The organism is Gemmobacter fulvus (assembly GCF_018798885.1).
GTDB lineage: Bacteria > Pseudomonadota > Alphaproteobacteria > Rhodobacterales > Rhodobacteraceae > Gemmobacter > Gemmobacter fulvus.
The window spans coordinates 2,000,934-2,023,898 of the sequence record NZ_CP076361.1 but is presented as its reverse complement, the minus strand read 5'-3'; the positions used below and the strand labels follow the sequence as shown (position 1 = coordinate 2,023,898).

Annotated in this window: 18 protein-coding genes, 1 pseudogene and 1 riboswitch; of the genes and pseudogenes, 11 read left to right on the top strand and 8 right to left on the bottom strand. The window is 67.6% G+C overall.

Going from position 1 to position 22,965, the window contains the following annotated elements:
• Positions 1–6: 6 nt before the first annotated feature.
• The 6 genes and pseudogenes from pcaF to KM031_RS09785 all read left to right on the top strand — a co-directional run bounded on the left by pcaF (position 7) and on the right by KM031_RS09785 (position 5,708).
• Positions 7–1,206 carry a 3-oxoadipyl-CoA thiolase gene (gene pcaF / locus KM031_RS09810; protein WP_215505819.1) on the top strand — a complete coding sequence of 400 codons (1,200 nt, stop codon included), beginning with the start codon at positions 7–9 and terminating at the stop codon, positions 1,204–1,206.
• A gap of 98 nt (positions 1,207–1,304) precedes the next feature.
• A riboswitch (cobalamin riboswitch) is annotated at positions 1,305–1,518 on the top strand.
• 158 nt (positions 1,519–1,676) lie between these two features.
• Complete coding sequence (locus KM031_RS09805; RefSeq protein ID WP_371879016.1) at positions 1,677–2,684, top strand: ABC transporter substrate-binding protein; 1,008 nt, start codon at positions 1,677–1,679, stop codon at positions 2,682–2,684.
• The gene (locus KM031_RS09800; protein ID WP_215505821.1) at positions 2,681–3,736 is read left to right on the top strand and encodes a FecCD family ABC transporter permease; all 1,056 of its coding nucleotides are present in this window, start codon (positions 2,681–2,683) and stop codon (positions 3,734–3,736) included. Before KM031_RS09805 ends, KM031_RS09800 begins: the two co-directional genes overlap by 4 nt.
• Positions 3,733–4,245 (top strand): annotated as a pseudogene (locus KM031_RS09795) (ABC transporter ATP-binding protein); the annotation flags it as partial. The gene KM031_RS09800 and the pseudogene KM031_RS09795, both read left to right, overlap by 4 nt.
• A gap of 270 nt (positions 4,246–4,515) precedes the next feature.
• Positions 4,516–4,944 carry a pseudoazurin gene (locus tag KM031_RS09790; protein WP_215505823.1) on the top strand — a complete coding sequence of 143 codons (429 nt, stop codon included), beginning with the start codon at positions 4,516–4,518 and terminating at the stop codon, positions 4,942–4,944.
• Complete coding sequence (locus KM031_RS09785) at positions 4,941–5,708, top strand: class I SAM-dependent methyltransferase (RefSeq protein WP_215505824.1); 768 nt, start codon at positions 4,941–4,943, stop codon at positions 5,706–5,708. The genes KM031_RS09790 and KM031_RS09785 overlap by 4 nt, the downstream gene beginning before the upstream one ends.
• 7 nt (positions 5,709–5,715) lie before the next feature.
• On the opposite strand, the gene KM031_RS09780 is transcribed toward KM031_RS09785, so the two are convergent.
• The 6 genes from KM031_RS09780 to KM031_RS09755 all read right to left on the bottom strand — a co-directional run bounded on the left by KM031_RS09780 (position 5,716) and on the right by KM031_RS09755 (position 12,311).
• A complete protein-coding gene (locus KM031_RS09780; RefSeq protein ID WP_215505825.1) occupies positions 5,716–6,300 on the bottom strand; it encodes a sigma-70 family RNA polymerase sigma factor in 585 nt (194 codons plus the stop codon).
• 234 nt (positions 6,301–6,534) lie between these two features.
• Positions 6,535–7,818: a lysine N(6)-hydroxylase/L-ornithine N(5)-oxygenase family protein gene (locus tag KM031_RS09775; RefSeq protein ID WP_215505826.1), complete on the bottom strand. Its 1,284-nt coding sequence runs from the start codon at positions 7,816–7,818 to the stop codon at positions 6,535–6,537.
• On the bottom strand, positions 7,818–8,861 hold the full coding sequence (locus tag KM031_RS09770; protein ID WP_215505827.1) for a GNAT family N-acetyltransferase: 1,044 nt from the start codon (positions 8,859–8,861) through the stop codon (positions 7,818–7,820). Before KM031_RS09770 ends, KM031_RS09775 begins: the two co-directional genes overlap by 1 nt.
• A 77-nt stretch (positions 8,862–8,938) precedes the next feature.
• Positions 8,939–9,805: an alpha/beta hydrolase gene (locus tag KM031_RS09765; RefSeq protein WP_215505828.1), complete on the bottom strand. Its 867-nt coding sequence runs from the start codon at positions 9,803–9,805 to the stop codon at positions 8,939–8,941.
• Positions 9,802–10,968 carry a PLP-dependent transferase gene (locus KM031_RS09760; RefSeq protein ID WP_215505829.1) on the bottom strand — a complete coding sequence of 389 codons (1,167 nt, stop codon included), beginning with the start codon at positions 10,966–10,968 and terminating at the stop codon, positions 9,802–9,804. Before KM031_RS09760 ends, KM031_RS09765 begins: the two co-directional genes overlap by 4 nt.
• Positions 10,965–12,311 carry an MATE family efflux transporter gene (locus tag KM031_RS09755; protein WP_215505830.1) on the bottom strand — a complete coding sequence of 449 codons (1,347 nt, stop codon included), beginning with the start codon at positions 12,309–12,311 and terminating at the stop codon, positions 10,965–10,967. The genes KM031_RS09760 and KM031_RS09755 overlap by 4 nt, the downstream gene beginning before the upstream one ends.
• A 154-nt stretch (positions 12,312–12,465) precedes the next feature.
• Here KM031_RS09755 and KM031_RS09750 point away from each other — a divergent pair, with 154 nt between their 5' ends.
• Both KM031_RS09750 and KM031_RS09745 read left to right on the top strand, forming a co-directional pair.
• Positions 12,466–12,669 (top strand): MbtH family protein, encoded by a 204-nt coding sequence (locus KM031_RS09750; protein WP_215505831.1) that lies wholly within the window; start codon positions 12,466–12,468, stop codon positions 12,667–12,669.
• An 8-nt stretch (positions 12,670–12,677) separates the two neighbouring features.
• The gene (locus KM031_RS09745; protein ID WP_215505832.1) at positions 12,678–16,550 is read left to right on the top strand and encodes a non-ribosomal peptide synthetase; all 3,873 of its coding nucleotides are present in this window, start codon (positions 12,678–12,680) and stop codon (positions 16,548–16,550) included.
• 75 nt (positions 16,551–16,625) lie between these two features.
• Here the strand turns inward: KM031_RS09745 and KM031_RS09740 are convergent, their stop codons facing one another.
• Both KM031_RS09740 and KM031_RS09735 read right to left on the bottom strand, forming a co-directional pair.
• Positions 16,626–18,770 carry a TonB-dependent siderophore receptor gene (locus KM031_RS09740; protein WP_215505833.1) on the bottom strand — a complete coding sequence of 715 codons (2,145 nt, stop codon included), beginning with the start codon at positions 18,768–18,770 and terminating at the stop codon, positions 16,626–16,628.
• A gap of 193 nt (positions 18,771–18,963) precedes the next feature.
• The gene (locus KM031_RS09735; RefSeq protein WP_215505834.1) at positions 18,964–19,941 is read right to left on the bottom strand and encodes an ABC transporter substrate-binding protein; all 978 of its coding nucleotides are present in this window, start codon (positions 19,939–19,941) and stop codon (positions 18,964–18,966) included.
• Between the two features lie 210 nt (positions 19,942–20,151).
• On the opposite strand from KM031_RS09735, the gene KM031_RS09730 reads away from it, so the two are divergent.
• Genes KM031_RS09730 through KM031_RS09720 form a run of 3 tightly spaced genes read left to right on the top strand, consistent with a single transcriptional unit; the run spans position 20,152 to position 22,955 of the window.
• Positions 20,152–21,186, top strand: coding sequence for a FecCD family ABC transporter permease (locus KM031_RS09730; RefSeq protein WP_215505835.1), 1,035 nt, complete (start codon positions 20,152–20,154; stop codon positions 21,184–21,186).
• Positions 21,183–22,172, top strand: coding sequence for a FecCD family ABC transporter permease (locus KM031_RS09725; protein ID WP_215505836.1), 990 nt, complete (start codon positions 21,183–21,185; stop codon positions 22,170–22,172). The genes KM031_RS09730 and KM031_RS09725 overlap by 4 nt, the downstream gene beginning before the upstream one ends.
• An 18-nt stretch (positions 22,173–22,190) precedes the next feature.
• On the top strand, positions 22,191–22,955 hold the full coding sequence (locus tag KM031_RS09720; protein WP_215505837.1) for an ABC transporter ATP-binding protein: 765 nt from the start codon (positions 22,191–22,193) through the stop codon (positions 22,953–22,955).
• Positions 22,956–22,965: the final 10 nt, after the last annotated feature.

The following is a 22,965-nucleotide window of genomic DNA, read 5'->3' as shown; positions in this document are numbered from 1 at the left end:
CCGCCCATGACCGAGGTTTTCATCTGTGATTACATCCGCACCCCGATTGGCCGCTATGGTGGCAGCCTGTCCTCAGTGCGCCCCGATGATCTGGGCGCGGTGCCGCTGCGGGCGCTGATGGCGCGCAACACGGGCGCGGATTGGCAGGCGGTGGATGACGTGATCTTTGGCTGCGCCAATCAGGCGGGCGAGGACAACCGCAATGTCGCGCGCATGTCGCTGCTGTTGGCCGGGATGCCCGTGTCGGTCGGCGGCACCACGATCAACCGCCTGTGCGGATCTGGCATGGATGCGGTGATCACCGCCGCCCGCGCGATCAAGGCGGGCGAGGGCGAGTTCTACATCGCGGGCGGGGTGGAAAGCATGTCGCGCGCGCCGATGGTGCTGCCCAAGGCCGACAGCGCTTTTTCCCGCCATGCCGAGATCCATGATACCACCATCGGCTGGCGCTTCGTGAACCCGGCGATGCACAAGGCCCATGGCACCGACTCCATGCCGCAGACCGGGCAGAATGTGGCCGATGACTTTGGCATCAGCCGCGCGGCACAGGATGCCATGGCCCTGGCAAGCCAGGCCAAGGCCGCCGCCGCGCAGGCCAATGGCCGGTTGGCCCAAGAGATCACGCCGGTCACGATCCCGCAGCGCAAGGGCGATGCACTGGCGGTGGACCGCGACGAACATCCCCGCGCCACCACGCCCGAGGCGCTGGCCAAACTGCGCCCGCTGTTTGCGGACGGCTCTGTCACCGCAGGCAATGCCTCGGGGGTGAATGACGGCGCGGCGGCGCTGATCGTGGCAAGCGCGCGGGCCGCCAGACAGCATGGGCTGACCCCGATTGCCCGCGTTCTGGGCGGGGCTGTGGCAGGCGTGCCGCCGCGCATCATGGGAATCGGCCCGGCCCCGGCGGCGCAAAAGCTGATGGCCCGGCTGGAGCTGACCCAGACCGGCTTCGATGTGATCGAGCTGAACGAGGCCTTTGCCGCACAAGGCCTGGCCACCCTGCGCGAACTGGGCATTGCGGATGAGGATCCCCGCGTGAACCGCAATGGCGGTGCCATCGCCCTTGGGCATCCGCTGGGCATGTCGGGCGCGCGCATCACCGGCACTGCGGCGCTGGAGCTGGCGCTGACGGGCGGGCAACGCTCGCTGTCGATGATGTGCATCGGCGTCGGTCAGGGCATCGCCATCGCGCTGGAACGCGCCTGACACCCACCAGCCCGCCCCGGCACTGTCCGGGGCGGGCACACCCTTGCGGCCACAGTCCCGCACCACGCCATTCCTCTTGACAGACCCACCGGGCCAAGTGCATCTCCGGGGGTGATGGTCCTGGCCAAGCAAAGCGCGGTCGGGTGAAAAGGGAATACGGTGAGGAAGAGCCGCAAAGGCGCCGACTCCGTGACTGCCCCCGCAACTGTAAGCGGCGAGCGACCCCCGGAACCACTGGCCCAGTCTTGGCCGGGAAGGTGGGGAGAGCCGAGACCCGCGAGTCAGGAGACCTGCCGTCATCACTGTTCACCAGACCGGGCGGGGTTGTCCGGGGAGGGTATGATGACTTATGCCAGACGCAGCCTTGGCGTGCCGGTCGCAGATGCGATCCGCCTCCCGGTACGCGCAGCCGGTTGCCGTAGAATCCTGCGATGCCCCATGGTCCCGGCCCACCATGGAGTTGCCCTATGATGTTGCGCACCGGCCTTGCCACGCTGCTGTCCCTCACCGCCTTTGCGGCGGTCGCAGGCCCGACCAGCTATCCCCTGACCCTTGAGAACTGCGGCGAAACCCTGACCTTCGATGCGGCCCCCGCCACGGCGGTCACGGTCGGTCAGGCCGCGACCGAGGTGCTGTATGCGCTGGGTCTGGGCGAGAAGGTCACCGGAACCTCGGTCTGGTTCAGCGAGGTTCTGCCCGAATTCGCCGAACTGAACGCGAAGGTGGAGCGTCTGGCCGACAACGATCCGAGCTTTGAAAGCGTGGTCGCCAAGAAGCCCGGTCTGGTGGCGGTGCAATATGTCTGGCACGTCGGCCCCGAAGGCATCGTGGCGACGCGCGCGCAATTCCACGACCTGTCGATCCCGACCTATGTCCTGCCCGCAGATTGCGTAGCCAAGGACAATACGACCGGCGTCGATGGCACCCGCACCGCGATGTTCACCACCGCCAGCCTGCATCAGGGCGTGCGCGAACTGGCCACGATCTTTGACGTGCAGGACAAGGGCGAGGCGCTGGTCGCCGACCTGACCAAACGCGAGTCCGAGGCGGTCGCCGCCGCGCAGGCGCTGGAGCTGAAAGACGTGTCGGCGCTGTTCTGGTTCTCGTCGGCGGAAATGGACATCGACCCCTATGTCGCGGGCCGCAAGGGCGCGCCGGGTTACATGATGGAAACGCTGGGCCTGCGCAATGTGGTGCAATCGGATGAAGAATGGCCGGTTGTCGGCTGGGAAACGCTGGCCAAGGCAGACCCGAGTGTCATCGTGATCGCCAAGATGGATCGTCGTCGCTTCGAGGCGGATGATTACGAAAAGAAGATCGCCTTCCTGAAATCCGATCCCGTCGCCAGCCAGATGACCGCCGTGAAGGAAAACCGGATCGTGGTGATGGATGCACATACGATGGATCCGAGCATCCGTTCGGTCAGCGGGCTGGAGCAACTGGGCCAGGCGCTGCAAGCGTTCGGGCTGGCACAATGAGCCTCGCCGCTGCAAGCCTTGGCACCTCGCGCCGCCGGATCGGCACCGGCGGTCTGGCCTTGCTGGGGCTTGCAGCGGCCATTCTGGCAGGCGTGATGATCGGCGAAACCCCGATGCCGCCCGTGGTGGTGCTTCAGACCCTCGCCAACAAGCTGTTCGGGGCGGGTTATGTGCTGGATCCGGTGGATGAGGGCATCATCTGGAACTACCGGCTGACCCGCGCCATCACGGCGGCCTCTTGCGGGGCGGGTCTGGCGCTGTCGGGGGCGGTGTTGCAGGCGTTGCTGCGCAATGCGCTGGCCGATCCCTATATCCTTGGCATTTCTGCCGGGGCCTCGACCGGGGCTGTTGCCGTGACCATCGCGGGTCTGGGGGCGGGCATGTTGTCGCTGTCCTTCGGCGCGTTTCTCGGGGCGCTGCTGGCCTTTGGGCTGGTGGCCGCACTGGCCCGGGCCGCAGGTGGCGGCGTGGGCGCATCGGGGGCGGCGCAGATCGTGCTGGCGGGCATCGCCGGATCGCAGCTGTTCAACGCCCTCACCGCCTTCATCATCGCCAAATCGGCCAATGCCGATCAGGCGCGCGGCATCATGTTCTGGCTGATGGGCAACCTCAGCGGGGTGCGCTGGCCCGATGTCTGGCTGGCGGTGCCGATCGCGCTGATCGGCTGGATCATCTGCCGCTTTCATGCCCGCGCGCTGGATGCCTTTGCCTTTGGGGCGGATGCGGCGGCGGCGCTGGGGGTTCCGGTGCGCCGCGTGCAACTGGTGCTGATTGCGGCGGCGGCGCTGGTGACGGCGGTGATGGTGTCGATGGTCGGCTCCATCGGCTTTGTCGGGCTGGTGATCCCCCATGCCGCGCGCTTTCTGGTCGGGCCGTGCCATGGCAGGTTGCTGCCTGCCTCAGCGCTGATGGGGGCGGTGTTCCTGATCGTCGCCGATGTGGTGTCGCGCACCATCATCCCCGGTCAGGTGCTGCCCATTGGCGTGATCACCGCGCTGGCCGGGGCACCGGCCTTTGCGCTGATCCTGATCCGGGGGGGGCGTCGGCCATGATCACGGTGCAGAACCTGTCCTATGCCGTCAAAGGCAAGCCGCTGCTGCACGCGCTGACGATGCAGGTGGCGCGGGGCGAGACGCTGGGCCTGATCGGCCCAAACGGATCGGGCAAATCCACGCTGCTGCGGCTGCTGGCCGGACTGCTGCGCCCCGCCACAGGCCGTGTGCATCTGCAAGGCCGCCCGCTGGATACCCTCACCCGCCGCGCCATTGCGCAGCAGGTGGCACTGGTGGAACAACATGCCGACACCGCCGAAAAACTGACGGCGCGGCAGGCGGTTGAACTGGGGCGCACGCCATGGCTCACCGCGCTGTCGCCCTGGTCCGAGGCCGATGACAGTATCGTCAGCGCCGCCCTTGCTACAGTCGCGATGCAGGACCATGCCACCCGTCCCTGGGCAACCCTCTCGGGCGGCGAACGGCAAAGGCTGCACATCGCCCGCGCCTTGGCACAGCGCCCCGAACTGCTGCTGCTGGACGAACCCACCAATCATCTGGACATCCGCCATCAGCTGTCGATCCTGCGGCTGGTCTCCAGCCTGCCGGTGACTTCGGTGATCGCGCTGCATGACCTCAATCAGGCGATGGGCTGCGACCGGGTTGCCGTGCTGCATCAGGGGCGGCTTCTGGCAATCGGTCCCCCGGCCGATGTGCTGACCCCCGCCTGCCTGCGCGACGTGTTCGGCGTCATGGCCCGCAGCCTGACCGATCCCACCGATGGCAGCACGCATCTGCGGTTTGCCCCCATCGCCTGACCCATTGCTGAAAGACCTGCCATGTTGCGTATCCTGTTGTTCACCCTTGCCACCCTCTTTGCCATTCCGGCACAGGCCGAGCTGCATGAGGTGGAAATGCTCAACCGCAATGCGCAGGGGCCGATGCCCTATGCGCCGGATTTCCTGCGCATTGCCCCCGGCGATACCGTGCGCTTTGTGCCGACGGCCAAGGGCCACAATGCCGCGACCATCGACAGCATGCTGCCCGAGGGTGCCACGCCGTTCAAAAGCCGTCTGGGCGAGGTGTTCGAGATCACGCTGACCGCGCCGGGGATCTACGGCATCAAATGCAGCCCGCATTTTGCCATGGGCATGGTGATGCTGATCGCGGTGGGCGATGCGCCCTTGCCGCCCACCCTGCCGCAGGATCTGCCGCCCCGCGCGCGGCAGCGCTTTGACGAGATTCTGGCCAGGATCCCTGCGCCATGACCGCCAATCACCAGTTGCGTGACGAGATCCGCGAATATTGGTCGCGCCGGTCGGAAACCTTTGATCTGGCCTTTGGCCACCGCATCGCACCGGGGGTGGAGGCCGATACCTGGGCACAGCCGATGCGCGACCATCTGGGCCCCACCCCGCTGCGCGTGCTGGAGCTGGCCTGCGGCACCGGCGAGGTGACGCGGCTGGTGCATGATCTGGGCCATGATGTGACGGCACTGGACTTCTCGGAGGCGATGCTGGCGGTGGCGCGGGCGAAACATGCGGGCAAACCGCGCCTGCGCTTTCTGCTGGCCGATGCCGGGCAGACGATGGAACCTTCGGCCAGCTATGACGCGATCCTGTGCCGCCATCTGGTCTGGACCTTGACCGAGCCCGAAACCGCCTTTGCCGATTGGTTCCGGCTGTTGCGCCCCGGCGGGCGGCTGCTGGTCTATGATGGCAATTGGGCACACCCATCCCGCCATGGCCGATGGGCCGCCCGGGCGCTGGCCCTGTGGGACCGGTTGTCGCCGGACCCCAATTATGACGGGGCGCTGGGGCCGCGCCATGCCGCCATCATGCGGCAACTGCCCTTTGCCGAGGGGCTCACCGCCGCCCGGCTGACCCCGATGCTGACCGAAGCCGGGTTTGTGCAGGTAACGACCCATTCGCACAGCGCCATTGCCCGCGCGCAACGGCGGGTCAACGGGCTGCGCAACCGGCTGCGCACGCGGGTCTATGACCGCTTCATCCTGACGGCGCGCAAACCCTGACCGGCGCTCAGCCGCCCCGCGCGGCTTCGGTGGCACAAACGGCGCGCTGATGCGCCTCGGCAATCAGCGTGTTCACCCGCGCGGGCGACAGGCCGAAATCTGTGGCCAGCTGTTTTTGCGGCGCATCCCGCAGGCGGTGGCGCAAGAACAGCTCACGGCTGCGGTCCGGCATCGCGCAGAGCGCCCCGGCCAGCAGATGCAGCGCCTGTTTGCCCGCAAGCCGCTGTTCGGGATCCTGCGCCGGGCAGGCCGGGATCAGGGTTTCATCCCCGGCATGTGCCGCGGCTTTCTTGTCGCGCCGCAGATGATCCAGCGCGAGGTTGCGCACCATGCGGCGCGCATAGTGGCGCGGCTCCTTGGCGGTATCGGGCGCGCCACTGGTCAGGCAGCGCAGCGCCGCATCCTGCAACACATCCTCGGCCCGGTCACGCGAGCCCAGAATACGGATCGCCTCGCACAGCAGCACCCGATGGTTGCGCATGAGTTCGGCCAGCACATTGTCCTGAATCGGCGCCGGACGCGGCGCGGGCGTCTGGTGGGTGGCAGCTTTCGTCGGGGTTGTAGCCTGGGTGCAGGGCAGACGAGCGGGCATAGGGTGATCTCACGCGGCAGAGCAGCACAGCGCCCCCGAAGCGGGAACGACGGGTGCGGATGAGGGGGATATCTGCCTGCGCCAAAGCGCCTGAGTGGATGCCGCAGCACATGCCACAGCCCGCGACTTCGCGCAATAGGGTGTTTATATCACAGAATATTCACTCCATAGTTGTGTCGCGCATGGCTGTCCGCCCCCCGGCAAAGGGGGCGGGGCCCACAACGCCGTAACGGGTTATTCCGCCGCCAGCACGGGCCGCCGCGCCGCATCAGAGGGCGGGGCCAGCGCCGCCGCGATTTCCTGCGCGCGGGCGGGCAGCACCGACAGCAAGGTATCACTCAGCCCATGGGTTGCCTCACTATATCCCTGCACGAAAATCTGCGGCGCAAAGCGGGGAGCCATCGGCAGGCGGTAATCCCGCCCTGGCTGGCTGCCGGTCATCCAGGGGAGCAGTCCCGCCAGCACCGTCTCTGACAGCGCGCGACGATAGCCGGTGGCGAGGATCACCAGATCATAGGCTTCGCTCTGCGGCGCGGCCTCGGCCCCTCCCACCATCTCCAGCACTACGCCCGCGCCCTGGCTGCGCACCGAGGCCACTCTGGTCTCGCGCAGCAGCCGCAGCCGCGTGCCGCCCTGCACCTCTTGTTCATAGAACAGCTCATAAAGCCGGGCGATCAGATCGGCATCGGCCACCGAATAGTTCGTGGCGGCAAAATCGCGCAAGAACGCGCTGCGTGCCTCGGGCGGCAGCGCAAACAGCCGGTCGGTATACCCGATGCCAAAGATCTCGTTCACAAAGGCGCTGTCATCCGCCGGACGGATCGCGTGGCCCCGCAGGATCAGATCCAGCTGCGGCGCGGCCGGATGCGCCGCCAGATCGGCAAAGATCTCTACCGCACTCTGGCCACCGCCCAGCACCGCAATCCGCAGTCCCGGCTTTAGTCGCGCCTGCCGCGCCGTGATGTAATCGCAGGCATGGATCACCGCAGGCCCGCCGCGCTGATCGGCAAAACAGTCAGGCCAGAACGGCTGCCCACCGGGCGCTAGGACCAGATTGCGCGCAAAGCGCTGCGTCTCATGGCCCTGCGCATCCTGCGCAGTGACCGCCAGCAGATCGACCGCGCCGTTCTTTTCCACCGCCTCGACCGCTGTCACCCGCTGATCATAGACGCAGACCGGGCCAAGCCGCGCGGCGGCCCAGCCAAGGTAATCATTATATTCATGCCGACTGGGGAAAAACGTCTTGCGATTGATGAACCGCTCCAGCCGCCCCTTGTGATGCAGATAGTTCAGGAAGGAAAAGCCGCTGGTCGGATCGCGCAGCGACACCAGATCCTTCAGGAAGGACACCTGCATATCGGCCCCGTCAATCATCATGTCGGGGTGCCAGGCAAAGGCCGGACGCGCCTCCAGAAAGCGGGCCTGCACCGGGCTTGCGCTTTCGTGCAGCGCGATGGCCAGCGCAAGGTTCGACGGGCCGAAGCCCACACCGATCAGGTCATGGATCTTGTCGGGCATCACTGCGCTCCTTGGCTCAGCAGGGTGGCAGGCGACAGACGCAGCGGCGCGCCCTCGGTTTCCGGCGGGCGCGCCCAGAGCCGAGCCTCGAAGAAGTGCTGGCGTTCCAGCTGCACCAAGGCGGCGCGCTTGTGGGCAAAGTCGAAATCGCGCAGCCGGGCAAAGCCGCCCCGGCCCAGATTGCGCAATTGCTGCACATGGCTGGCGCGCGGTTCACCCATCACGGATTGGGTGCGCGGCTCGGCCAGAAACATGTAATGCATCAGCGAGGGCAACCAGGCGGTGATATAGTCCGCACCGCGCGCGTCCTCTTCGCCGACCAGCACATGCCAGCCGCGATCCCATGCGCCCGCGTCATAGACCGCGCCAATGCGGTTCTCGCGCGCCCAATAGAGTTCGAAATAGGCAAACGCGCGGCTATCCAATGCGCCGATCACCGGCAGCATATGCGGATCGGCCGCCATGCGCGCGATATAGGCGCGGTGCTGGTCAAGCGTGCCTGCCTCTTCAAAAAACGCATTCACCCGCGGGTCGTTCATCCAGCGATGGAACAGCGGCAGATCCTCTGCCGCCAGCGCCCGCAAGCTGAACACCTGATCGAGCCAGGGGATATGGCGCTGATACAGCAGCCCGTCGGGCTTCGGCGCGCGCAAGGGGTGGCGGCCATGCGGGCCTGCGCGCCACAGCGTCGGATAGGCGGGGGCCGCATGTTTCAGCCAGCGGTCCGGCACCTGCCAGAACAGCGCCGGGAACACCGCAAGCTGCCCTTGCCATGGCACGGCAATGCCGCGCGTCAGCAGATCGGGGGCAAGCGCGGCCCAGTCCTGCGGATCCAGCAGGATCACCAGCTCACCCCCCTGATTGCTCAGCGCCTCGAACGCGGCCAGCGCGCCGTCAAGCCCGCTGTGCTGCGGCGCAGACAGCGACAGCCGCCCGGCCCCGTCGTCCTGCACGCGCAGCACGTCGCCCGTGCCGTTCAGAACCAGCTCTGCCCCCTTGCGGGTGGCCTGCAACATGAAAGAAGGGGGATGATCGAAGGACATGGGCTGCGCCTTTCAAGATGTCTTTCTTGTCAGACGCAGCGGCGGCACCGAAATTCAGCGCCGACGGTGAAAAACCCTCATCGCAGCGCAAAAACTGTCTGGATGGCGCGGTTTACCGCCACCGGCAGCACCGACATATGGGTTTCGCCCGCGTAGGTTTCATACTGCGCCGACACGCCGGGATGTCTGGCCAGCGCCACCGCCATTTCCTGCGCGGCGGCGAGGGTGCGCGTCTTGGCCTTGTCGGCCAGCCGGGTTGCGGCATCGGCTGCGCCTTCCTGAAACGGCGCAAGGTGATCGCCCTCCCATTCGCCCGCCGACAGGTGCACCCGCAACCTGCGCCCCTGCGGATCGAAAGCCGCCAGATGATCCAGCAGAAAGCTGTCTTCCCAGGTGATCGCCGAGCTGGCGGCAATCACATGGCTGAACGCCTCTGGCCGGGTGAACAGCAGCCACAGCGCGAACAGCCCGCCGAAGGAATGGCCGAACAGCCCCTGCCGCGCCGGATCGAGCGGGGCCAGACCCGCCACGAAGGGCCGCACCTGATCCAACAGGAAGCGCGCCATTTCCGCGCCGCCGCCGGTGCGCACCTCGGGCGTATCGGGCCAGAACGGCGGATAGCTGCTGCCCGGTGGCGGACCAAGATCCCAGCTGCGGCGGAACGGGTCATAGGCGTCTTCGGTCGGATAGCCGACCGCGATCAGCACCCCCCAGCCGATATTGGTGCCCGACGGGTAAAAGGCCTGTGCCCGCATCGCATCGACCGCTGTGCCGATCACCGCATTGCCGTCGGTCATCATCAGGGCAGGCCAGCCCGCCTGAGGGGCATCGCCCGGCGGCAGCCAGACAAAGACCCGCCGCACCGCGCCGCTTGCCTCATCGCGCAGGTCATACCAGCGCGTGCCGCCCGCACTGGCAAGGCCCTCTGCCATCACATTGGTCATCTGCGCGCCACCCGGATTGCGTTCACCACATCTTCCACCAATGCGTCCGGCTCTTCCAGCCCCGCCGCAATGCGCAACGAGCGGGCGTTCACGCCAAACCGCTGGAACGAGTTCGCGGCCCCCGAAAGCCCGAGTGCGGCCTGCGCCGGGATGATCAGGCTTTCCGGCCCGCCCCAGCTGACCCCGATCTTCACCACGCGCAGCGCATTCGTGAACCGGGCAATATCCACGCTACAATCCAGATCGAAGGCAAACAGGCCGCCAAAGCCGGTCAGCCCCGGATGCGGGCCAAAGCCGGGATGGCGCAGCGCCGTCACCGCCTCATGCGCCAGCAGGGCCCGGCCCAGTGCTAGCCCGTTTTCCATATGCCGCGCCATGCGCAGGTTCAGCGTGCGCATCCCGCGCAGCACCAGCCAGGCATCGAAGGGTGACATCTTGCCGCCGAGATAATGATAGGCCTCATGGTTGATCCGGTCGATCAGCGCCTTTGGCCCTGTCACCAGCCCGGCAATCGTGTCGCTGTGCCCGGCGAGGTATTTCGAAGCGGCATGGATGATCAGATCAATTCCCATCTCGGCGGGGCGCTGATACAGCGGCGTCGCCCAAGAATTGTCGATCACCGAAATCACGCCTTCAGCCCGCGCCGCCCGGCCAATCGCCGACAGGTCTTGCAGGGTGAAGGTCCACGAGGTCGGGCTTTCCAGATAGACCAGCTTTGCCCCCGGCAAGGCGCGGATCACCGCCTCGGTATCCGATCCATCGACATAATCGGTCTGCACGCCGAATTTCTTCAGCACCACTTCGAACAGGCGGAACGCGTCGGAATAGAGGTTCTCGACCGCGACCACCCTATCGCCCGCCTGCACGAAGGGCATCACCGCCGCCGCCACCGCCGCCATGCCGGAGGCAAAGCCGCGCGCCGCCTCGCAGCCTTCCAGCCGCGCGATCAGCGCCTCCAGCTCGGCCACGGTGGGGTTGTTGCCACGGGTATAGATGAAGCGATCCGAGTGCCCGGCAAAAACGGCGGCCATGTCCTCATATCTGTCGAACAGGAAAGAGGAGGTCTGAAAGATCGGCACCGAGGTCGCGTGATGCGGCTGCGCGTTGGCCGGGGCAATCAGCGCCTCGGTCAGGGTCGGGCGTGCGGGGGGCAGATGGGTCATGCGAAAACTCCTTCATTTCGCGGGCGCAGCAGGCGCCACAGGATGACAGCCGCGCCCAGCCCCGCGCCAAACGCAGCAAGGCAAAGGCTGGCGGCAAGGCCGGAAAATCCCCAATGCGCCGGCAGCACCGCCAGCAGGGGCAGCAGCAGCCAGCCCATCGGGGCAAGGCCCAGAACGGCGGCAAGCCGGGCGCGTTCGGTGGCCTGAAGGGTGATCTGTGCCACAAGACGCAGCGCGATGGCCGGGAAGGCGGGGGCCAGCAGCCAGAGCGCCGGCACCGCCAGCGCATGCACCACCGGATCCGCCGAAAAGGCGGCAATCAGGGGCTGCGCCGCCCAGAGCGCGACGGCCATGGCCGCCACCGCCGCGCCACAGGCAATCGCCGCGACGATGCCCGCCGCGCGGGCAAGGCGGGCCGGGTTGCCCGCCCCCGCCGCATGGGCCAGCACCGCCTGCGCACCCAGACAGAAGCCCTCGATCGGCAGGGTGGCCAGCACCAGCAGCCGCAGCACGATGCCCAGCGCCGCCAGACCTTCGGCCCCGGCCAGCCCGGCGGCCATGCGATACAGCAGCAGGCTTGCCGCCGTTGCCACCAGCAGCGCGCCGGTTTCCGGCAGGCCGATACGTAACACCGGCCACAGCTCGGTCAGCGCCGCGCGGCCCAGCGGCAAATGCAGCCGCAGCCGCAAGCGTCCGGCCCCGCGTGCAAAATATCGAACATAGACCGCCAGCGTCACCAGCTGCGCCAGCACGGTTGCCAGCGCCGCCCCCGGCACGCCCAGCACCAGACCAAAGATCAGCAGCGGGTCCAGCACGATGTTCAAGCCGAAACACAGGAACAGCGTCATCATGCTGAACCGCGCATTGCCTTCGCCGATGGCGGTGAAATCACACAGGATCTGCACCATGCCCAACCCGGCTGACAGCGCCATGACCGCCAGATAGGCCTGCGCCGGGGCAATCACGCCACCGCGCGCGCCCAGCAGCTCTGGCAGCGCCCGGTGGCCTGCCCAGAGCAGCAGCGCCAGCACCACCGCCAAACCCATGCACAGCGCCATGGCCAAAGAGGCGATGCGCTCGGCTGCGGCCTGATCGCCCGCGCCCAGCCGTCGCCCGATGGCGGTGGCGCAGCCAACCCCCAGCCCGACGCCCAGCGCCGCCGTCACCCCGGCCAGTGGCAGCGCAAGGCTGACAGCGGCCAGCGCCTCGGCCCCCAATTGCCCGATGAACAGCGCGTCCACCCCCTGATGCGCGGCATTGATCGACAGCCCGCACACCGCAGGCAGGGCCGCGCGCAGGATCAGCCGCCCCAGCGCCGGATCTCCCAGATCAAGTGGCTGCATCGAAGTCTCCTGCCTTTTGCCTTTGTCAGACAGACGCGGGCGCGGCGGCGAAATTCACCCCCTGCGCAGAAAAACCGCCCGGCTGCGGAAATCCGGTGAATTTCCCGGCCCGCCGCGCGTCTGTCCATCAACAGCCCAAGACCGAGGACATCCCATGACCCAATCCATCACCGCAGAGGCCGACTGGCTGGTTCTGCACAATGCCGAAGGCCGCTGGTCGGTCTGGCCCGCCACTTATCCGTTGCCCGCAGGCTGGCAGGCCGAAGGCGCGCCCGCCCCGCGTGCCGAGTGTCTCGCCCGGATTGAAACGCTCTGGGCCGATCCGCGCCCGCTGGCGCTGCGCGCGGTGATGGCATGAGCAGCGATATGGTTTTTCCGACAGCCAGCCTGCACCCGCTCTCGGCGGCAGAGCGGCAGATCTGGGCGCATGAGCAGGTCGGGCAACTGGCCCCGTTTGCGGTGCTGGGGCTGGTGTTGACCTTCGACCCGCGCTGGAGCCGCTCTGCCCTGATGCAGGCCGCCGAAGCGGTGGTGGATGCCCATCCCGCCTTTGCCGCCCGTTTGCACCGCCTGCCCGGTGGCGAAATGCAGCGGGTGCAGGAGGCCGCCCCTTGCGTGGACGTGCAGGCCCATGCTGCGGTGGATGATCCGGTGTCGGCGGCACAACAGGCATGTCGCACCGCGCAGTTCGCCCTGCCCGACGGGCCGGGGGCGGCGCTGCATCTGTTTGCGGGCCGCGCAGGCGATCACGCGCTGGCCTTTGTGCTGCACCCGATCTTCGGCGATGCAGCAACGCTGGCGGCGATGGAGGCAGACCTGCTCGCCGCCCTGCGCGGCGCGCCCTTGCCCGTGCGTGCCCTACCACCTGCCAAAGCGCCCGGCGATGACCGCGACACACTGCACCGCTGGCGCAGCAGGCTGGATGACGCGCAGGTGCTGATTGCCCGCCTGCCGCAGCGCCATGGCGGCAGCGAAGGGGCGGCGCGTCTGCACTGCCAGCTTCGGCTGGAGGCCGATCTGGGCGCGCGGATCGCCGCGGCAGGCGGGGCGGCACAGGTGCTGCCCGCCGCGCTTGGCGCGCTGCTGCAACGCTACGGTGGCCACGACCGCCTGCGCTTTGCCCTTGGCCTGCCCGCAGGCAACCCGGCCAGCCGCAGCGAGGATCTGCTGCCGCTCTGCCTTGCCCCCGATCCGGCGCAGGGCTTTGGCCGCTTGATCCAAGACACCGCAGCCGCGCTGGCCGGGATGCAGGCCGATCTGCTGCCCTCGGAGCGGCTGGTGCAGGATATGCTGCGCAGCGCCGGGGCCGACCGTCATCCGCTGGGGGCCATCGCGCTGCATCTGCGCCAGCTGCCCGCATTGCCCGCCGGGGTCAGCCGGGCGGAAACACCGCGCCCTGCCGCGCGGGGCGAATGTGTGATCCTGGCCGATCTGCACCCCGATGGTGCCATCACGCTCAGCGCCGATCACGCCGAGGGACTGCATGATCCGGCGCTCATCGCCCGTGTGCTACAGCATCTGGAGCGGGTGCTGACGGCGGGCCTTGCCGATCCCGATGCGCCCTTGGCCCGCATCCCGCTGGTGACCGAGGCGGAACTGGCCGATCTGTCGGCCCCCTATCCCGACGATGCCCCCTGCGACCCGCGCGTGGTGCATCTGATCATCGCCGATCATGCGCGGCGCACGCCCAAGAAGATGGCGGTGATCTGCGGCACCGAACGCTGGACCCATGAGGCGCTGAACCGCGCCGCCAACCGGCTGGCGCATCGGCTGATCGGGCTGGGTGTCGGGGCCGAGGTGCCGGTGGCGATCATGATCGAACGCGGGGCCGAGGCGATGGTGGCAATCCTTGCCGCGATGAAGGCGGGCGGGGCCTATATCCCGGTGGAGCCTGACCACCCCGAAAGCCGCAACCATCATATCCTGACCGATGCCGGGGTGCGCGTGGTGCTGACCCGCCGCCGCTTTCAGGACCGCCTGCCCGCAGGCCTGTCGGCGCATGTGCTGTGCATCGACGATCTGCCGCCCGGCGATTTTGCCACAACCGACCCCGAGGTGGCCATTCACCGCGATCAGCTTGCCTATATCATGTATACCTCCGGCTCTACCGGCAAGCCGAAGGGCGTGGCGGTGGAACATGGGCCGCTGACCGATCACAACCAGACCACCGCCCGCGTCTACGAGATGACCGAGGACAGCCGCGAGCTGCCCTTCCTGCCGTTTTCATCGGATGGCGGGCATGAACGCTGGATGGTGCCACTGATGATGGGCGGTTCGGTGGTAATCCCCGATGGGTCGCTCTGGACCCCGGAGCAGACGCTGGCGGCGATGCGCCGGCATGGCTGCAACAATGCCTCGATCCCCACCACCTATCTGCAACAGCTTGCCGAATGGGCCGAGGCGACGGGCGAGGCCCCACCGATGCGGCTCTATTCCTTTGGCGGCGAAGGTCTGGCGCAGACCACCTTCGATCTGCTCAGCCGCGCATTGGGGGCAAAGATCCTGATCAACGGCTATGGCCCGACCGAAACGATCATGACGCCAATGGTGTGGAAGGTGAATGCGGGCACAAGGTTTGACGGGGCCTATGCGCCGCTGGGCCGGGCGGTGGGCGACCGGCGCGCCTATGTGCTGGACGCCGATCTGATGCCCTGCCCGATCGGGGTGGTGGGCGAGATTCATCTGGGCGGCACGGGTGTGGCGCGTGGCTATGTCGGCCGCCCCGGCACCACGGCGGACCGCTTCATCCCCGATCCGTTCGGCCCGCGCCTTGGCGGCGCACCGGGCGCGCGGCTCTATCGCTCCGGCGATCTGGGGCGCTGGCGCGAAGATGGCACCATCGAGTTTCTGGGCCGCGTCGACCTTCAGGTGAAGCTCAACGGCTACCGGATCGAACCGGGCGAGATCGAGGCGGCGCTGCTGGCCGAACCGGAGGTATCAGAGGCGCTGGTGCTGCTGCGCGAAGATGGCGGCGACAAGCGGCTGGTGGGTTATGTCGTGGCCCCCGCCCATGTGGCGGAAGAGGATCTGTTGCGCGGGCTGGAGGCAAGGCTGCCTGCGCATATGCTGCCCTCGGCCATCGTCGTGCTGGACCGGATGCCGACCAATCCCAATGCCAAGCTGGACCGCGCCGCCCTGCCCCTGCCCGGCAAACGCCAGCGCAAGGCGGCAGGTGAACCGCCCGAGGGCGCGACCGAAGCCGCAATCCTCGATGTGTGGCGCAGCGAGATCGGCCATGCCGACATGGGCGTGACGGATGACTTCTTTGCCATGGGCGGCAAATCACTGACCGCGCTGAAGGTGCTGGCGCGGTTGCGCAAGCTCTGGCCCGGCGTGGCGCTCAGCATTGCCGATCTGTTCGACGCGCCGACGGTGCGCCGACTGGCGGCACGGATCGCGGCGGGCAATGCCACCGGACGGTCGGCCATCGCGCTGCGCGCCAGTGGCGGGCAACCGATGCTCTATTGTTTCCCCGGCCTGCTGGTATCGACCCGCGAATATCTGCGCCTGACCGATCACCTTGGCCCGGATCAGCCGGTCACCGGCTTTCTGTGCCATTCACTGAACGAGGACAAACGCCTGAACCTGTCGGTGACCGAGGTGGTGGCCGATTACGTCAGCCATATCCGCCGCGAAAGCCGGGGCGCGCCCTGCGCCTTCCTCGGCTGGTCCTGGGGCGGGCTGCTGGCCTGGGAGGCGGCGCGGCAATTGCAGGGCGAGGTCGATATCCGGCTGGTCGGCATGGTCGATGTCTGCGACCTCGGCACCGATTTTGCCCCGGACGCGGTGCCGCGCTTTGCCCCCGGCGAGCGGGACCGGCTGGAGGCCGAGATGCAGGACTGGCTGTCACGCACCCGGATGCGCCCGCAATGGGATCAGCTGATCGCCGCGATGGATGCGCGCTGCTATGACCAGTTCCTGCGCTTTGTCGGCAACGAGGCCGATCCGCTGCCAACGGACGGGCCCGAGGTTTCCAGCCGGGAACACACCTTCTGGGTGCTGATCGACAATGCGCTGGTGTTCCGCCGCCATGCGCTGTGCCCGGTGGATGTGCCTGTCGCCTCGTTCAGCGCGGGCGACAGCCTCAGCCGGGGCCTGAACCTTGTGGATTGGCGGCAATGGTCGCCGCGCGCCACCGCAGCCGAGATCGTGCCCGGCACCAATCACCTGCACATCATCGGTGACCGGCTGTTCCAGTCGCGCTTTGCGCAGCGCCTGGCCGCAGCGTTCCGCAGCTAGGCGGCGGCGAAGAGCGCGCAAGACAAAAGGGGCCGGGAATATCCCGGCCCCTTTCCTGTTGGTCCGCGCCCCGGATCAGAACCGGGTCGACAGGCTCAGCGTCACTTCGCGGCCTTCGCCCCGGACACAGCCGACGCTGGTATCGCAGGTCGAGAAGTAGTCCTTGTCGAACAGGTTGGTGGCCCCCAGCGTCACCGCGTAATTGTCTTTCTCATACCGCAGCGACAGGTCTGCCAGCAGGAAGTCATCCACGCGGCGGGTATTGCCATTGTCACCGAAGGTCTCGCCGACATAGCGCACCCCGGCCCCGAGGCTGAACCCCTCCATCCGCCCGGCAAAGGCATATTGCAGCCAGGCCGAGGCCTGATGCTCGGGCACGCGCGCGGTGCGGTTGCCCTGATCGCCATCGTTGGACCGGGTGATTTCGGCATCCAGATAGGTGTAGTTCACCACGCCCGACAGCTGTTCGCTGAACGCGCCGCGCGCCTCCAGCTCCAGCCCGCGATGGCGCACTTCGCCGGTCTGCACGCTATAGCCGGTGTGATCCGGGTCTGCGGTCAGCATGTTGGACTTCTCGGTGTCAAACAGGGCGGCACTATACTGAAGACCGCCCGCATCCGGCACATAGCGCAGGCCCAGTTCATACTGGCGGCCTTCGGTCGGGGCGAACATATCCCCGGCAAAATCGGTGCCGATATTGACGGTGAAGCTTTCGGTATAGCTGGCATAAGGGATGAAGCCATTGCCCAGATCCCAGGTCGCGCCCAGCATCGCGGTGGTGGCATTGTCTTTCTGGCGGCTGGTGGTGCCGGTCAGATTGTCCTCCACCTCGTTTTCATTCCAGCTGCGGCGCACCCCGCCCGTCACCGTCACACCATTGGCGAAGCGCAGATGTTCCTGCACATACAGGCCCTTCTGATCCACCGTTGCCTTGCGGTCGCTATAAACGCTCGGCATCGCCACCGGGAAATCGAAATTCGGGTTCCCGATGTCGATCGAATAGGGGTTGCTCCACGCCGCCGTTCCATCCAGCACCTGCCGCGAGATATCGGCCCCGATCAGCAGCGTGCTTTCGGCCCCGCCAAAGCTGGAGCGATATTCAAGCTGGGTGTCGGTGGCGATGGTCGTCGCCTCTTCCGGCACCACGAAGGCGGCAAAGTTCATCGTATCGGGATCGGGCGTGTAATCCGGCTGGATCATGCCGTTGAAGTAGAGATGCCGATATTCGGTTCTCTGCTTGGCATAGCGGCTGTTCTGCCGCAGCGTGAGGTTTTCCGAAAACGCATGTTCCGCCTGCCAGCCGAACGAGACCTGTTCGGTCGCAAAGCGGTTGAACGGCGACTGGCTGTTGACAAAGCTTTCGGGCAGATCACCCAGCGCCGCGTCATAATCCTCGCCCGCGACGGGCAGGAAGCTGTTCGGGGCCAGATTGTCTTTCTGGTAGTGGCCGAGGAAGGTGATGCTGGTCGCGTCGCTCGGGGCCCAGGTCAGGCCCAGCGCCAGAAGATCCCGGTCATCCTGCGAGCCTTTCACCGCATTCGCGCCCTCGCGCGACAATGCGGTCAACCGCCAGGCCAGGGTTCCGGCCGCGTCCAGCACGCCGCCGGTATCCAGACCGGCCTCGCGGGTGTTGTGCGACCCATAGGCCAGACGCGCCTCGGTGAAGCGTTCAAACACCGGCCGTTTGGAGATGATGTTGACCATGCCCGCCGCATCATTCGCGCCATAGAGCACACTGGCCGGGCCTTTCAGCACGTCAATGCGTTCCACCATGAACGGGTCGATCTTGTAACCCGAAAAGTTCTGCACCTTGTTGGTCAGCCCGTCGCGGAAAATGCCCGAGGTGCCCAGATCGAACCCACGGATCAAAAACTGGTCATATCGGTCATCGACTCCCCAGGGCGAGGCGGTGACGCCCACGGAATAGGCCAGCGCATCCTCGATCTGCACCGGATCGCGGTCGGCCAGTTCCTGCGCCGTGACCACCGACACCGATTGCGGCACTTCGGTCAGCGGCACGCCGGATTTGATGCCGGTCGCGGTCAGCTCTGCGGTATAGCCGGTGCCGCCGGAGACGGCGGTTTCCACCTGGCCTTTCAGCACGATGGGCGGGAATTCGACCTCGGTGGTCTGGGCCAGTGCGGGCGCGCCAAGGATGGTGCCACAAAGCACCAGCGCAAGCCGGGGCCTGCGGCAATGGAGGGTTGGAAAGAATGACATCTGTTGTCCAGTCTGTCAGGTGCCGGGCGGTATCGCACAGAGGCAGGATCAGCCCGGACAGTCCGCGCAGATCACCGGCACAGGGTTGCGGAAAGCAGCCAGACCTGAAGGGGTGTGGCCACGGTATACCGTGGTAGTGGGGGAATTCCCCTTGCCTGGGACGCGGACCTTTTCGGCCCGGATGCCGCCACTGTCAACGCGCAACACCTTCCAAAGGCACAACTGTTGCAGGATCGCCATCCGCCGCCGCCGCCAGTGCCGCCCCCAGAGATTCCAGCGCCCAGGCCTGTGACAAGGGCGACTGAAAGCTCGTCGCGCCCATCATCAGCTCATCCGCCCAGACCGACCGCCCTTCGCGTGCAAGGCGCAACGCCGCATAGGTGGGCAAGGCTTCGATCACCTTGCGCGACGGGGGTTCGACCAGCCACAGCACCACATCCAGATCGAACAGATCGGCCCGCTCCGGGCTGATGCTGAAATTGCCGCCGGGGCCGGCCATCTGATCGAAGGTAGCCGGGGTTGTCACCCCCAGTTGCATCAGCAGGCGGTTCGCCCCGTCGCTGCTGCGATAACCGATGAACTGGCCATCGGTGAAATAGGCCATGGTGCCGCGCAGCCCGGCCAGTTGCGGATAGGTTTGGCGCAGCCCGGCCACCTGTGCCGCCACATCGGCGATCACCGTTTCGGCACGGGTGCCTTGTCCAGTCGCCTGTCCGATCAGCCGCAGTTCCTCTTCCCAGGGTGCGCCCCAGGTCGGATAGCCTGCGGGCGGGCCGACAACCGGGGCAATCTGCGCCAGCTGCGCATAGCTGCGCGCATCCATCGGCGCAAAGGTGGCGACGATCAGATCCGGCTCCAGCGACAGAACCCATTCAAGATCAATCTCATAGCCGTTCTGGACCTCGGGCGTGGCGGCAACGGCCTGCCGTGCCGCCTCGGCCCAGGGCCAGGTGGCATAGGGCCGCCCGCCGAACCATTCATGCACCCCCACAGGCGCGATGCCGAGCGCATAGAGGAAATCCTGTTCGTGATAGCCGACCGACACCACCCGCTGCGGCGGGGCGGCAATCACGGTTTCGCCAAAAGCATGGCGGATCGTCACCGGAAAATCCTGCGCGACGGCAGGGGCCGCCAGCATCAGCAGTACCAGCAATGCAAACAGACGTGTCATGAGCCGATCCTTTGGCAAACGGGGCAGAGTGCCTGGCGGAAAGCGGCGCTTTCGGCTGGGATCGGGTGCGCATGGCCTAAAGCCACGGTGGCAAGGCGTCAAGCAGCGGCACGGGTTGACCTTCCGCCGCGATCTTGCCAAACAGGCGGCGAAGCCAGCCACTGTCGCCAGCCAAACTGCCAGCCAGTCCCTGTTTGGATCTTCGCCGCCGTGCCTGCGCTCTCGCTCCCCCTGCCTTCGCTGATGCTGCGCGCTGCGCTGCTGGGCCTGCTGTTATCGGCGGCACTGGCGGCCTCGCTGGCCTTTGGCGCGCGCGATCTGACGCTGATGCAGGTCTGGCAGGGGCTGACCCATGCCGATCCGGCCAACCCTGCCGCCGATGGCGCAATCGTGCTGGGCCTGCGCCTGTCACGCACCCTGACCGGGGTGGCGGTGGGGGCCGCGCTGGCCGTGGCAGGGGTGCTGATGCAGGCGCTGACGCGCAATCCGCTGGCCGATCCGGGCCTGACCGGGGTCAATGCCGGCGCGGCGCTGGCGGTGGTGGCGGTGATCCGCATCTGGGGGCCACAAGACCCGCTCTGGCTGGCGGCGGCGGCGATGGCCGGGGCGTTCTGCGCGGCTTTTGCCGTCTGGCATCTGGCGGGCGGCCGCTCGGCAGCGGCGGGCGGCGCGATCTCGCTGCGCCTGCCGCTGGCCGGGGCGGCGATTGGCAGCCTGTGCCTGTCGCTGGTCGCCGCCGTGGTGCTGCTGAACCCGCAGACGCGCGATCTGTATCGCTTCTGGATGGTCGGCTCGCTCGCCGGGGCCGAGATGGCAACGCTGGCGCGGCTCGCCCCGCTGATGGCGCTGGGGCTGGCGCTGGGGCTTGTGGTCGCGCGCGGGCTGGATGTGCTGGCGCTGGGGGCCGATCTGGGGGCGGGGCTGGGCGTGCGCGCCGGGCCGGTGCTGACCGGGGCCTTGCTGAGTGTGACGCTCTGCGCCGGTGCGGCGGTGGCGCTGGCCGGGCCGCTGGGCTTTGTCGGCCTGATCGTACCGCATCTGGCGCGGTCCCTGGCCGGGCGCGGCGGGTTGGCGGCCACGCTTCTGTGTGCGGTGCCGCTGGGTGCGGCACTGGTGCTGGCCTGCGATACTCTGGGCCGGGTGATGGCGCGGCCCTCTGAACTGGCGCTGGGGATCGTGCTGGCGCTGATCGGCGGCCCAGCCTTCATGCTGCTGCTGCATCGCCTGATCGGACCCCGCGGATGAGGGGCACAGATCTTGCATTATCCGCGCTGGTGATCGGCCTGATACTGCTGTCGCTTGCGGCGGGCCGCAGCTTTCTGCCGCCCGCCGCGCTGTGGCAGGCGCTGAGCGCGGGCCCCTCGGACGGTGGCTTGCTGATCTGGGGGCTGCGGCTGCCGCGGGTGCTGACGGCATTGGCGGTAGGCGCGGCATTGGGTCTGTCGGGCGCGGTGTTCCAATCGCTGCTGCGCAATCCGCTGGCCTCGCCCGATCTGATCGGCATCACGCAGGGGGCCGCCCTCGGGGCGGTGGCTGCGCTGTTGGCGGGGGGCACCACGGCGGGTCTGCGCTTTGATACCGTGGCGGGCGCATGGGCCGGCGGGTTGGCCGCCACCGCGCTGATCTTTGCACTGTCGACCAGCCGCCGCAGTGGCACCGAGCCGCGGCGCATGGTGCTTTATGGCATCGGTTGCGGTGTCACCTCCGCCGCCGGGGTCGAGATGCTGATTCTGCGGGCGGGCGATGGCGCGGCGGGGCAGGCGATGGTCTGGCTGGCCGGATCGCTGAACGGCGTCGGCTGGCCCGAGGCGGCGCTGGCCATGGGCGCGGCACTGCCGCTGGGCGTAGCGGTGCTGCTGGGCCACCGCGCGCTGGACCGGATGGAGTTGGGCGATGATCTGGCCCGCGCGCTGGGGATCCGGGTGGCGGTGCTGCGCCCGCTGCTGATCGTGGCAGCGGCGCTGCTGGCCTCGGGCGCGGTGGCGATCACCGGGCCACTGGCCTTTGTCGCCTTTGTCGCCGGGCCGATGGCACGCGGGCTGCACCGACGGGGCGGGCCAGAGCTGATCGGCGCGGCGCTGATCGGCGCCGCACTTGTGCTCGGGGCCGATCTGGCGGCGCGGCTGGTCGCGCCCGCCGCCGTTCTGCCTGCCGGGCTGTATACCGCCGTGATCGGCGCGCCCTGGCTGATCGGATTGCTGCTGGGCCGGATCCGGCGCGGCACGCTGTAGCAAAGGAAACACCGCGCCATGCCATTTGAAACCATCGGACTGCATGTGACGCTGGCCCGCACCCCGGTGCTGCGCGGCGTAAACCTGCGCCTGCCCGCCGCGCAGGTCGTGGGTCTGATCGGCCCGAACGGCTGCGGCAAGACCACCCTGCTGCGCAGCCTTGCCGGGCTGATCCACCCCGACGCGGGTCAGGTGCTGCTGACGGGGCAGCCGCTGTCCGAAATGCCCGCCCGCAACCGCGCCCGCCGCATCGGCCTGCTGCCGCAATCCGCCGAGGCGCCCGAGGGCATCCGCGTGGCCGATCTGGTGGCGCGCGGGCGCACGCCGCATCTGCGCCCGCTGCATCCGCTGTCGTCCAACGATCACGCTGCGGTGGCACAGGCCATGGCCTCGGTCGGCATTGCCGATCTGGCGCTGCGCCGTGTTGACCAGCTTTCGGGCGGGCAGCGGCAGCGGGTCTGGATCGCCATGGTGCTGGCACAGGAAACCGAGGTCGTGCTGCTGGATGAACCCACCAGCTATCTGGACCTGCCGCATCAGATTGATCTGCTGCGCCTGATCACCCGGCTGGGCGCGGGGCGCAGCGTGATCATGGTGCTGCATGATCTGGCGCTGGCCGGGCGCTTTTGTGATCACCTTGTGGCGATGCGGGCCGGTTGCCCGGTGGCACAGGGCAGCCCGCAGCAGGTGCTGACGCCCGAAACCCTGCGCGCGGTGTTCGATCTGGACTGCGCCGTGATGTCAGATCCGCTGCACGGCGCACCGCTGGTCATCCCGCATTAGGCCGCACCGG